The organism is Cryobacterium fucosi (genome assembly GCF_004403515.1).
In the GTDB taxonomy this organism is placed as follows: domain Bacteria; phylum Actinomycetota; class Actinomycetes; order Actinomycetales; family Microbacteriaceae; genus Cryobacterium; species Cryobacterium fucosi.
In genome coordinates, this window is the sequence record NZ_SOHH01000087.1 from 94,902 (window position 1) to 107,386 (window position 12,485).

Genomic DNA, 12,485 nt, shown 5'->3' on the forward strand with positions numbered 1-12,485 from the left:
ACCGCCGGGGCTCGGCCGCCGGTGGTTGAGCCTGTCGAAACCGGCCGGAGCCCTCAGGCGAGCCGGGGGACCGCGGCGAGCAGGGACTGCGTGTACGGATGCCGCGGCGCCCGGAACACCTGCGCCGTCGCACCGGTCTCCACGATCCTGCCGTCCAGCATCACCGCGACCTGGTCGCTGGCGTGCTGGATCACGCCCAGGTCGTGGGAGATGACGAGCAGGCTGAGGCCGCGTTCGCGCTGCAGCTCGTCGAGGAGATCGAGCACCTGGGCCTGCACGGTCACGTCGAGGGACGACACCGGTTCGTCGCAGACGAGGATCTGCGGTTCGGAGGCGAGCGCCCGCGCGATACCGACCCGCTGGCGCTGGCCGCCGGAAAGCGACAGCGGCCGCCTGGTGAGGAGCGTTCTGGGGAGGGACACCTGGTCGAGTAGCTCGAGTACCCTGGCCCGGTCGCGGGCGGCGGTCCCGGCCCCCGCCGATCCGGTTCGCGCCGCGCGGCGCGCGCCCCGGACGGCGTCGCGCAGCACCGCGTCGACCGTCAGCCGAGGGTCGAAGGAGCTGAGGGCATCCTGGTACACCGCGCCGAGCTCCGGGCGCAGTCGACGGCGTTGCCGCTCGGTGGCGGCGCTGAACGGGCGCCCGAGCACCCGCACCTCGCCCGAATCCGGCAGGCTGAGCGCCAGCAGAAGCCGCGCCGTCGTCGTCTTGCCCGACCCGGACTCGCCGACCAGACCGAGGGTGGTGCCGCGGGCGAGCCGGAACGAGACCCCGTCCACCGCCAGCTGGTCGCGGCCGTCCGGTCGCCGGAAGGTCTTGACGAGTCCGATCGCCTCCAGCACGACCTCGCCCGAGGCGAGGTCGTGCGCGGGAGACGCGGAAGAGGCCGCCGCCGCCGCGGGCGCTGAGACGTGGAAGGCGGGCGGTGAGAGCGGGGTCGCCGGAGCATCCGCCCGGTCACCGGGAGAGGCCAGGCGCGTGCCGCGCGGCTTGTCGATTGGAATCGCGGCGATCATCCGCCGGGTCTGCTCCTGCCGCGGCGAGGCGAGCAGCCGTGCGGCCGGCCCCTGCTCCACGATCCGCCCGGCGCTCATCACGGCGATCCGGTCGGCGATCCGGCCCACCACGGCGAGGTCGTGGCTGATCAGGAGGATGGCCGTCCCATGCCGTTTGAGGCTCTCCAGGAGGTCGAGGATCTGCGCCTGCACCGTCACGTCAAGGGCCGTCGTCGGCTCGTCGATGAGCAGCAGCGGCGGGTCGAGGGCGATCGCGGATGCGATCAGGGCGCGCTGGCGCTGCCCTCCGGACAGCTCGCCCGAACGCTGCCGCACCCGGCTGCGGCCGTCCGGCAGCCCCACCCGTTCGAGCACCTCCTGCACCCTGGCCCGGCGCGCCGCCCGGTCGAGGGTGGTGTGCAGCCGGAGGGAGTCGGCGATCTCGCGGCCGATCGGTCGCAGCGGGTCGAGGGAGACGAGCGCGTCCTGCAGTACCAGGCCGACGTCGCGGCCGCGCCGGCGTCGCCACTGCGCGTCGGACAGGTCGAGCACGTCGCTGCCGTTGATCGCCAGTTCGGCGGCCTGCAGCCAGGCGCCGTCGCCGGCCAGGCCGAGCAGGCTCCGGGCGGTGACGCTCTTACCGGAGCCGGACTCGCCGACCAGCGCCAGGCATTCGCCGGGGGCGATGTCGAAGGAAATCCCGGCGATGACCGGATCGGTGCCCGGCCGGGGGCCGAACCCCACCGCGAGGTCCCGCACCCGGAGCATGGACACGAGCGGGCCGGGTGTCGCCCGGCGGTTGGCGGTGGCGCCGGTTCCCGGGCTCATGCGTGGCGCGCCCGTCGTTCGAGGGCGCGTCCGAGGCTTGTCGCGGTGACCGCGGTGAGCACGATGAACAGCCCGGGGAAGAAGGCCATCCACCAGGCCGACGTGATGTAGGTGCGCCCGGCCGAGAGCATGGCGCCCCATTCGGCGGCCGGCGGGGCGGCGCCGAGCCCGAGGTAGCTCAGCGCCGACGCCCAGACGACGGCCTGTCCGATGCCGAGGGTACCGAGCACGAACAGCGGCGCCAGGGTGTTCGGCAGGATGTGCCGCACCAGGATCTGCCAGCGGCCACGGCCGAGCACGGTGGCGGCCTCGACGAACGCCGCGGACCGCACCGAGATCAGCTGGGCCCGGATGATGCGGGCATAGCCGGGCGCCGTCGCCAGCCCCACGGCCACGGTCGCCGTCTGCGCCCCCGGCCCGAAGACCAGGATCACGAGCAGGGCCAGCAGGAGGCCGGGGAACGCGAACAGCACCTCGAGGAACCGATTGACGGTGAAGTCGACGACCCGCCCGAGCATCCCGGCCATGGTGCCGAGCACGATCCCGAGGCCGAGTCCGATCGCCGTGGCCAGCGTGCCGATCACCAGGGAGCCCCCGGTGCCGTGGCTCACCCGGGTGAAGATGTCCCGGCCGGACTCGTCGGTGCCGAACCAGTGTGCGAGGTTCGGCGGCTGGAAGGCGGACAACGGGTCGATGGCCAGGGGGTCACCCGGCGCCACGAGAGACGGCGCGAACGCGGCCGTGATGAGGAACAGTGCGAACGCCCCGGCGAGGGCCTCGGCGGCGCCGATCCGGCGTCGGCGCGGCGACCGCGCCCGAGCCTGCCGGCCGAGGTCGGCCTGGATCTCGAGGTCGCTCATCGCCGGCGCAATCGCGGGTCGGCGATCCACTGGGCCAGGTCGGTGACGACGGTCATCAGGATGTAGCCGACGGCGACGATCATCACGACCCCGATCACCACGGGCACATCGCGCACGGTGACGGCGTTCAGCATCGTGCGGCCGAGGCCGGGCCGGGCGAAGATGGTCTCCACCACGACGGCGCCGCTGACCAGGGAACCGAAGGCCCAGCCGGAGAGGCTGATCGCCGGCAGCGACGCGTGCCGGAGGGCGTGGATCCAGCGCACGCCGCGTTCGCCCTCGCCGCGGGCCCTGGCGGAGAGCACGAACGGCGACTCGAGCGCGGTGAGCAGGGACTCGCGCATGATCTGGCCGAGGAACCCGGCCAGCGGGATGGCGAGGGTGAGCACGGGCAGCACGAGGCCGGCCGGGCCCGGCGTGCTGATCGGCGGCAAGGCTCCCAGCCAGACGCTGAACAGCACGATCAGGGCGGTGGCCAGCCAGAAGTGGGGCAGTGCCGCGGCGACGATCTCCAGCCCCGAACCGAGGTACCAGGCGAAGCGGCCGCCGCGGGTGGACCAGGTGGCGAGCACGAGCGCGAACAACCAGGCGACGACGAGCGCCAGTGCCGCCAGCAGCAGGGTCCCGCCGAGCTGGCCGACCAGCAGCGGGGTGACATCCTGTTTGAGAGCGTAGGAGCGGCCGAGGTCGCCGCTTGCCAGCCGGCCCAGTTGTGCCAGGTACTGCACGACGACGGGCTGGTCGAGACCGTACCGGGCCCGCACCGCGGCCAGGGCCTCCGGCGACGTCTGCGAGCCCGGACCGCCCAGGATGGCCTCGGCCGGGTCGCCAGGGATCAGCCTGATCGCGACGAAGGTGATCGTGGCCACGGCCCAGAGCACGAACACCGCCCCGACCAGGCGGGCGGCGAGCAGGCCGGGCAGCGTTCGGCGGACAGCGGGCCGCGGGCGTACCCGAACCGGCCGGGCGGAGCGAGGTGCTCCATCCGGCCTCAGCGCGCCTGCCGCGGCGTCGGTCACTCGGCGGGCAGCCAGGCGTCGTAGAACGTGGGAGTCGACACGGTCGGCATCGCGCGGGCGCCGGAGACTCGGGAGCTCAACAGGTAGTGGTTCTGCTGGTCGTAGAGCGGCAGGATGTAGAAGCCCTCCAGCACCTTGTTCTGCACCTCCGTGTACAGGCCGGTGCGCTTGTCGGCATCCGTCACCGCCCCGGCCTCGGTGAGCAGCGCGTCCACCTCGGGGTCGTTCACCTGCGCGTGGTTGGCGAAGTAGCCGCTGGGGGCGGGGACGATACCGGCGGAGTCGAAGAGGATGCGCAGCACGTCGGGGCCGACCTTGGTGTACGGGGCGCTGACGGCGTCGTAGCCGTTCTCGCCGAGCGCCGTGTACCAGCTGGAGAGGTCCATCGGGGTGAGCACCACCTCGAAGCCGGTCTTCTTCGCTGTCGCCTGGATCTGCTCGAACAAGGACTGCTCGGCGGGGATGGACTGGTTCGTGCTGACCGGGAACTGGACGGTGAGGCGCGCGCCGTCCTTCATCCGGTAGCCGGCCGAGTCGCGGGCCGTCCAGCCGGCGGAGTCGAGCAGCTTGTCGGCGGCCTTGGCGTCGTAGCCGAACAGGTCGGGTCGCTGGGCCGCGGTGGCCTCCACGCTGGAGAGTGCGGAGTATGACCGCTTGGCCGTGCCCTGGAAGAGGCTGGTGACGGCGTCGTCGACGTTGGCCGAGCGGATGAAGGCCTCCCGCACGATCGGGTCGTCGAACGGCGGCCGGGACGAGTTCAACTCGATCCGGTTCGAGGCGCCCGGCCGGGGCGCGTCGAGGTGGGTGATCGTGTCGCCTTTCTCCGCCTGCACGATCGTGTCGGGCTGGGCGTTGTCGATCACGTCGGCGTCACCGGCCTGCAGGGCCGCGAACCGCGATGCAGAGTCGGGGATGAACCGCCAGATGATCCTGGCCAGGTACGCCGGGCCGGTGTGATCCGCGTCGGCGGGCGGCGACGTGTACGCGGGGTTGCGCACGAGCACGACCGAGTCCTGCTTCTCCCAGCTCTCGACCTGGAACGGGCCGGTGCCGACCGGGGCCACGCAATTCTCATCCAGGCCACGGGCCAGGCCGGTCGGGGATTCGATCGCCAGCCAGGGCTGGGTCAGCGATTCGAGGAGGGCGCTGTCCGGTTCGCCCAGGGTGAACCTCACCACGTTTGCCGAGACGGACTCGGTGCTCGTGACCTTGGCCAGCGCCAGGTAGCCGGTCGAGGAGCCCGTCTTCGGGTCCTGCAGGTGCGCGATGTTGGCCTGCACGGCGGCCGCGTCGAGCGGTGTCCCATCCGTGAATGTGACGCCGTCCTTGAGGGTGAACTCCCAGGCGAGTCCGTCGGGGCTTACCGTCCAGGACTTGGCCAGCCAGGGGATGATGGCGCCGTTGCCGTCCCGGGAGACCAGCGACTCCAGGTACTGCGTGCTCACCAGGGCCTGCGGGTAGTTGCCGCCGACGTGCGGGTCGAGGCAGGTGGGCTCGGCATCGCCGGAGGCGTAGGTGAGGGTGCCGCCCTTCACCGGGGTGGCGCCGTCGCCGGCTCCGGGAGTGGCGGCACACGAGGTGAGCAGGAGGCCGGCGGCCAGGACGGCCCCGATGGCGGCGGGGCGGTGTGAATGAACCGAGGAACGCATGAGGGGGATCTCTTTCCAGGGCAGGGGAACGGCCGAGTGTGCTGGTCGAGGAGCCGACCCGTGGTGGGCCGCCAGTGTCCCATCGTAAAACATCTGGTGGCGGCCGGGAATTCCACTCGGCGGATGCGGCAGGCTAGAATCGTCCACGGATGACTACGATCCGGCCATCACCGGTGAGTCTTCGGAAGAACGGCCCCCCGGGGCCTGGTAGAACCGAACGGGTCGGGCCCGTCACAGCCTCTGAACAAGCGGTCGCCCGCTCACCCGGGCGGCAAGCGAGGTGGTACCGCGGCGGATCCCTTTCGGAGTCGGCGTCCTCGTGGAACAGGGCAGGCCTGCGTGACGCAGGAACCAGACAACTGCCCGACTCGTCCAGGAGAAGCATGACGTACCCCAAAGGTCAGCAATCAGGTTCGGCCGACCAGCAGCCCGGCTCCATCGTGCCGTCACCGAACTTTCCCCAGCTCGAAACCGAGGTGCTCTCGTTCTGGAAGGACGACGCCACCTTCCAGGCGTCGATCGACAACCGGGAGGGCGCGCCCGAGTGGGTGTTCTATGACGGCCCACCGTTCGCCAACGGCCTGCCGCACTACGGCCACCTCCTGACCGGGTATGCGAAGGACCTGTTCCCGCGCTTCCAGACCATGCGCGGCAAGCAGGTGCACCGCCGGTTCGGCTGGGACACCCACGGGCTTCCGGCCGAGCTCGAGGCCGAGCGCGAGCTCGGCATCGTCGACAAGAGTGAGATCGAGAAGATGGGCATCGGCGCCTTCAACGCCGTCGCGCGCAGCTCCGTGCTCAAATACACGAAGGTGTGGGAGGAGTACGTCACCCGCCAGGCCCGCTGGGTCGACTTCGATAACGACTACAAGACCCTCGACATCACCTTCATGGAGTCCGTGATCTGGGCCTTCAAGCGGTTGCACGACAAGGGCCTCGCCTACGAGGGCTATCGGGTGCTGCCGTACTGCTGGCGCGACCAGACCCCGCTGTCCAACCATGAACTGCGCATGGACGACGACGTCTACAAGATGCGCCAGGACCAGACGGTCACGGTCACGTTCCCACTGGTCGGGGCGAAGGCGGAGGCGCTCGGCCTCACCGCCGTGCGCGCCCTCGCCTGGACGACGACCCCGTGGACCCTGCCGACCAACCTCGCGCTCGCCGTCGGCCCGCAGATCGTCTACGCCGTCGTGCCGGCCGGACCGAACGGCACCCCGGATGCCACCGTCCTCCGCGAGGAGGCCGGCAGAGCGGATGCCGCGGCCGAGGTGCTCGGCGCCGAGTACCTGATCGCGATCGACCTCGTCGGCAACTACGCCAAGGACCTCGGTTACGAGTCCGCCGCGGACGCGACCGCGGCGATCGCCCGCACCGTGCTCGGCGGCGACCTCGAGGGCGTCTCCTACGACCGGCTCTTCGACTACTACGCGGACACCGCGGTGTGGGGCACCCGGAACGCCTGGACCATCGTCGTGGCGGACTACGTCACCACCGCGGACGGCACCGGGATCGTGCACCAGGCCCCCGCCTACGGCGAAGAGGACCAGAGGATCTGCGAGGCCGCCGGCATCCCGGTGATCATCTCCCTCGACGACGGCGGGAAGTTCCTGCCCGACGTGCCGGAGGTCGCCGGCCTGCTCTGGTCAGACGCGAACAAGCCGCTCACCCAACTGATCCGGGCCGAGGGCCGCCTGCTCCGCCAGGCCAGCTACGAGCACTCCTATCCGCACTGCTGGCGTTGCCGCAACCCCCTCATCTACAAGGCCGTCTCCAGCTGGTTCGTGCGGGTCACCGACTTCCGGGGCCGCATGGAGGTGCTCAACCAGGACATCAACTGGGTTCCGGAGAACGTCAAGGACGGCCAGTTCGGCAAGTGGATCGGCAACGCCCGCGACTGGTCGATCAGCCGCAACCGCTACTTCGGTTCGCCGATCCCGGTCTGGAAGAGCGACAACCCCGACTACCCGCGGATCGACGTCTACGGTTCCCTCGACGAACTCGAGGCCGACTTCGGCGTGCGCCCCACCGACCTGCACCGCCCGTACATCGACGAACTCACCCGGCCGAACCCCGACGACCCGACCGGGCAGTCCACCATGCGGCGCATCACGGATGTGCTCGACGTCTGGTTCGACTCCGGCTCGATGCCCTTCGCCCAGGTGCACTACCCGTTCGAGAACCGGGACTGGTTCGACAGCCACAACCCGGCCGACTTCATCGTCGAATACATCGGGCAGACCCGCGGCTGGTTCTACATGCTGCACGTGCTCGGGGCCGCCCTGTTCGACCGCCCGGCCTTCAAGAACGTCGTCAGCCACGGCATCGTGCTCGGCAGCGACGGGCAGAAGATGTCGAAGTCGCTGCGCAACTACCCCGACGTGAACGAGGTGTTCGACCGGGACGGGTCGGATGCGATGCGCTGGTTCCTGATGAGCTCCTCCGTGCTGCGCGGCGGCAACCTCATCGTGACGGAGGAAGGCATCCGCGAGGGCGCCCGCCAGGTGATGCTCCCGCTGTGGAGCACCTGGTACTTCTTCTCCCTCTACGCCAACGCGTCGGGCGAGAACGGCTACGACGCGAGCTGGCGCACCGACTCCACCGACGTGCTCGACCGCTACCTTCTGGCCAAGACCCGCGCCCTGATCGTGGACGTCACCGCCGACCTCGAAAACCTGGACAGCACCCTGGCCTCCGCGCGGCTCCGGGACTTCGCCGACGTGCTCACCAACTGGTATGTGCGCCGGTCCCGCGACCGGTTCTGGGTCGGAGCGACCGGGGTCTCGACAAGCTCGACCACCGGGACGGGCTCGACCATCGGGGTCTCGACAGGCTCGACCACCGGGGTCTCGACAGGCTCGACCACCGGGACAGGCTCGACCACCGGGGTCTCGACAGGCTCGACCACCGGGCCGGTGGTCGAGCCTGTCGAGACCACACCCGGGTTGCCCACCGGTCCCGTCGACCACACCGAGGCCTTCGACACCCTGTACACCGTGCTCGAAACCGTCGCCCGGGTGGCCGCGCCGCTTCTTCCGCTCGTCACCGAGCGCATCTGGCAGGGACTCACCGGCGGGCGAAGCGTGCACCTGGCGGACTGGCCCGACCCGGAGCTCTTCCCCGACGACGACGTGCTCGTCGCCGCCATGGACCAGGTGCGCACCATCAGTTCCACCGTGCTCTCCCTGCGCAAGCAGGCCGGGCTGCGCGTGCGCCTGCCGCTGGCGAACCTGACCGTGGTCACCACCGACACGGCGGCGATGGCACCGTTCGAGGCCATCCTGCGCGACGAGCTCAACGTCAAGAACGTGTCCCTGGTGGAGCTCGCCGCCGGCAGCGCCACCGCCTACGGGGTCACCTCCCGGCTCAACGTCAACGCCCGGGCCGCCGGCCCGCGCCTCGGCAAGCAGGTGCAACAGGTGATCAAGGCCGCCCGCGCCGGCGACTGGATCGAGACCGACGGCGTCGTCACCGCCGGCGGGATCGAACTCGCCCAGGGGGAGTACGAGCTGGTGCTGCAGGCCGGCGGCCAGACTGCCGGCGCAGGACAGGGCGCCGAGTCCGGCGACACGACCGCCCTCGCCCTGCTGCAAGGCGGCGGTTTCGTGCTGCTCGACACGACGACGACGGCCGAGCTCGAGGCCGAGGGCTTCGCCAGGGACCTGATCCGGGCAGTGCAGGACACCCGCAAGTCCGCCGGATTCGAGGTGAGCGATCGCATCCGCCTCGACCTGGTCTTCTTCGCCGACGCGGACGCGGCCACCTTCGCCCTCGCCGTCGGGGTCGATGTGCCGGCCGAAACCCTCACCACCCGCTTCGCCACCCACCGTGCGAGCGACGCCGACGCCCAGCTGCTGGCGACGACCCTGCCGTCGGAGTGGCTCGGCGACCTGGTCGGTGCGCCGGTCGAACACTACGTGCGCTTCGAAGCGGGGCAGTACGCGAACCAGGGTGCCGTGCTGGTCGCCGTCGCCAGAGAGAACGGACTCATCCATGTCTAAGTCCAGCCCCCAAGCCGACGACGCCGGGCGGAGCGCCGGCGACGCCGTGTTCGCCGCGCTGCTCGCCCGCGTCGGCGAAGGCTCCCCGCGGCCCCGCCTCGAACCGACCAGGCGGGCCCTCGAACTTCTCGGCGACCCGCAGACCGTGTACCCGATCATCCACATCACCGGTACCAACGGCAAGACCAGCACCAGCCGGATCGCCGAGAGCCTGCTCCGCGCCTACGGTCTGCGCACCGGCCTGCTGATCAGCCCGCACCTCGTGCGGCTCAACGAACGCATCGTGATCGACGGTGAGTCGATCGACGACGAGGCCCTCGCCGCGAACTGGGACGACATCGCCCCGTACCTGCGGATGGTCGACGACGAACTCACCGCCGCCGGCGACGAACCGCTGACCTTCTTCGAGGCGCTCACTGTTCTCGCGTTCGCCTGCTTCGCCGACGCCCCCGTCGACGTCGCGGTGATCGAGGTAGGGATGGGCGGCGAGTGGGACTCCACGAACGTCGCCGACGGGCAGGTCGCCGTGATCACGCCGATCGCGCTGGACCACACGAGACGCCTCGGCGACACCATCGCGGAGATCGCCCGCACCAAGTCCGGGATCATCAAGCCCGCGGCATCCGTCGTCACGGCGAAGCAGGCCGAGCCGGCGCAGGCCGAGCTCGAACGCGCCGTCGAACTGACCGAGTCGACCCTGGCCAGTGAGGGCGAGGACTTCGCCCTGCTCGCCAGCCAGGTCGCCGTCGGCGGGCAGCTCATCTCGGTGCGCGGCCTCGCCGGCACCTACCCGGACCTGTTCCTGCCGCTCTACGGAACCCACCAGGCGCAGAACGCGGCTGTCGCGATCGCCGCCGTGGAATCGTTCCTCGGCGCCGGCAGCCAGGAACTGGCCTACGACCTCGTCGAGGAAGGCCTCGCCTCCGCCACCTCGCCCGGGCGGCTGCAGTTGGTCGGCATCGACCCGACCGTGCTGGTGGATGCCGCGCACAACCCGCACGGCGCGGCCGCCCTGGCCGCGGCGCTGGTCGCCTACTTCGACTTCGACGAGATCGTCGCCGTGGTCGGCATCCTCGCCGACAAGGATGCCGCCGGGATCATCGCTGCGCTCGAGCCCGTCGTCGCCCGCTTCCACGTCACCGCGTCGCATTCCGAGCGGGCCATCCCCGTCGACGACCTCGCCGACCTGGTGGCGCGCACGGCCGGGGATGACTCCACCATCCGGTTCGACGACCTCGCCCAGGCCCTCGAATCCGCCAGGGACTGGGCCGAGGAGTCCCCGCGGCGCGCGGTCATCGTCACCGGCTCGATCACCCTCGTCGGCGAGGCGATCGCCCTGGCCGACGCGCGGGAATGGCTGAAGAAGTGAGCCAACGCTCGGTGAAACGGTCCCTGGCCTCGATCGTGCTGGGCTTCGAGATCGTCGTCGTCCTCCTCGCCGCGCTGGTCATCTTCGGGCTCGGCGCCCTGCCGGCCTGGCTCGCGCTCGGCGGGGGAGCGTTGCTCTGCCTGGCGATGGTCGCGGTCATCGGACTGCTCGGCCCGGGCTGGTCGTACTACGCCGGCTGGGGCATTCAGGCCATCGTCCTCGCCACCGGATTCCTCAACCCCACGATGTTTTTCGTTGGCGCAATGTTTGCCGCCATGTGGACGTACTGCATGGTCGTCGGCACCAGAATAGACAACCAGAAGGAGAGCTCATGAGCACCCAGATCGAAGAAACCCTTGTATTGGTCAAGCCGGATGGCGTCGCCCGCAACCTGTCCGGCGAGATCCTGCGCCGGATCGAGGCGAAGGGCTACTCCCTCGTCGACGTGAAGCTGGTCGAACCCGACCGGTCGCTGCTCGTGGAGCACTACGCCGAACACGAGGGCAAGCCGTTCTTCGAGCCCCTCGTCGAGTTCATGGAAAGCGGCGCCATCCTCGCGCTCCGGATCGCCGGCGAACGCGTGATCGACGGCTTCCGCGCCCTCGCCGGAACGACCGACCCGACGACAGCGGCACCCGGCACCATCCGCGGCGACCTCGGCCGCGACTGGGGCGGAAAGGTGCAGCAGAACCTCGTGCACGGCTCCGACTCGGCCGAGTCCGCCGCCCGCGAGCTGGCCCTCTGGTTCGACTGAACGTTCGGCGCTACTCCAGGTCTGAGGCCTGCTCGCCCTCCGTGCTGCGGCTCGGTTCGCCGCCGTATTGCCCGCGCGGGGTGGCGGCGGGTGCTGCCCCAGGCGAGGCAGGGCAGCGGTGGTGAGGCAGGGCAGCGGTGGAGGGGGAGCGGGCTAGAGGCGGTGCAGGAAGTCCATCTGCACCTGGGCGATGGTCGCGGCCACCAGGTAGAAGCCGATCGTGATCACGACGATCCAGGAATAGGCTCCGGCGGCGAAGCGGCGCACCGCGGCGGATGCCGGCAGGTTCCCCTCCCTGAGGTTGTGCAGCGTGACCGCGAGGAAGACCGGAATGGTCACGACCCAGGTCACCATGCACCACGGGCAGAGCACGTCCAGCACGAAGAAGCTCTGGCCCATCAGCCAGACCACCAGCGCGATCGCGCCGGTCACGCCCACGTTGAGGCCGATCCAGAACCAGCGGGCGAACCGGGCCCCGGCGAGGATGCCGGCCCCGATCGCGATCACGACGCTCCAGCCCACGAGGCCGATCAGCGGGTTCGGGAAGCCGAAGATGGCGCCCTGCCACGAGCCCAGGTTGGTGCTGCAGCCCACGAGCACGCTGAAGTTGCAGGACAGCTGGGCCTGGGGATCCTCGAGGATGTGGAACTTGTCGAGGGTGAGCAGGAAGGCCGCGATCAGGGCGATCACACCGCCGACGACAAGGAAGATGGCGAGCCCAACGGGGCGCTTGGACGTCTCGGGCTGTGGCACCCTCGGATTATGTCATGCGCCTCGCGTGTGATCCTGAGAATGCATGCGATAATCAAGGAAGTCGCTTGAGCCGCGCTCAAGCTGATGCCAGAGAAGGCCTAATGGGCGGCGAAAGCCCAGATTCATTGGTCCCACGACCAAAGGTATTAGCAATCAGAGCCAGGAGCCGGTTGCGAACGAAGAGGATTTCCGAGGCTTGTGCGCAAGCAGAAGCCTCGCACGAGAGTAGCCGGATGGGTGGCGCGGTCGCCCAAAAC

At 70.2% G+C, this 12,485-nt stretch carries 9 protein-coding genes; 4 read left to right on the plus strand and 5 right to left on the minus strand.

What is annotated here, in order from left to right:
- Positions 1–53: 53 nt before the first annotated feature.
- Genes E3T48_RS12880 through E3T48_RS12895 form a run of 4 tightly spaced genes read right to left on the minus strand, consistent with a single transcriptional unit; the run spans position 54 to position 5,351 of the window.
- Positions 54–1,823 (minus strand): dipeptide ABC transporter ATP-binding protein, encoded by a 1,770-nt coding sequence (locus tag E3T48_RS12880; RefSeq protein ID WP_241986808.1) that lies wholly within the window; start codon positions 1,821–1,823, stop codon positions 54–56.
- The gene (locus E3T48_RS17015) at positions 1,820–2,683 is read right to left on the minus strand and encodes an ABC transporter permease (protein WP_134524445.1); all 864 of its coding nucleotides are present in this window, start codon (positions 2,681–2,683) and stop codon (positions 1,820–1,822) included. Before E3T48_RS17015 ends, E3T48_RS12880 begins: the two co-directional genes overlap by 4 nt.
- Positions 2,680–3,702 carry an ABC transporter permease gene (locus tag E3T48_RS12890; RefSeq protein ID WP_420898379.1) on the minus strand — a complete coding sequence of 341 codons (1,023 nt, stop codon included), beginning with the start codon at positions 3,700–3,702 and terminating at the stop codon, positions 2,680–2,682. Before E3T48_RS12890 ends, E3T48_RS17015 begins: the two co-directional genes overlap by 4 nt.
- The gene (locus tag E3T48_RS12895) at positions 3,699–5,351 is read right to left on the minus strand and encodes an ABC transporter substrate-binding protein (protein ID WP_134524446.1); all 1,653 of its coding nucleotides are present in this window, start codon (positions 5,349–5,351) and stop codon (positions 3,699–3,701) included. Before E3T48_RS12895 ends, E3T48_RS12890 begins: the two co-directional genes overlap by 4 nt.
- Positions 5,352–5,734: 383 nt before the next feature.
- On the opposite strand from E3T48_RS12895, the gene ileS reads away from it, so the two are divergent.
- From ileS to ndk, 4 genes are read left to right on the plus strand one after another with little or no spacing between them, the layout of a single operon-like run.
- Complete coding sequence (ileS, locus tag E3T48_RS12900; protein WP_241986809.1) at positions 5,735–9,352, plus strand: isoleucine--tRNA ligase; 3,618 nt, start codon at positions 5,735–5,737, stop codon at positions 9,350–9,352.
- Positions 9,345–10,721, plus strand: a complete 1,377-nt coding sequence (locus E3T48_RS12905; RefSeq protein ID WP_134524447.1) for a bifunctional folylpolyglutamate synthase/dihydrofolate synthase — start codon at positions 9,345–9,347, stop codon at positions 10,719–10,721. Before ileS ends, E3T48_RS12905 begins: the two co-directional genes overlap by 8 nt.
- A complete protein-coding gene (locus E3T48_RS12910) occupies positions 10,718–11,056 on the plus strand; it encodes a DUF4233 domain-containing protein (protein ID WP_166789731.1) in 339 nt (112 codons plus the stop codon). The genes E3T48_RS12905 and E3T48_RS12910 overlap by 4 nt, the downstream gene beginning before the upstream one ends.
- Entirely contained in the window at positions 11,053–11,475 is a 423-nt protein-coding gene (gene ndk / locus E3T48_RS12915; RefSeq protein ID WP_134524449.1) for a nucleoside-diphosphate kinase, read from the plus strand. The genes E3T48_RS12910 and ndk overlap by 4 nt, the downstream gene beginning before the upstream one ends.
- 153 nt (positions 11,476–11,628) lie before the next feature.
- Here the strand turns inward: ndk and E3T48_RS12920 are convergent, their stop codons facing one another.
- Positions 11,629–12,228 carry a vitamin K epoxide reductase family protein gene (locus E3T48_RS12920; protein ID WP_134524450.1) on the minus strand — a complete coding sequence of 200 codons (600 nt, stop codon included), beginning with the start codon at positions 12,226–12,228 and terminating at the stop codon, positions 11,629–11,631.
- Positions 12,229–12,485: the final 257 nt, after the last annotated feature.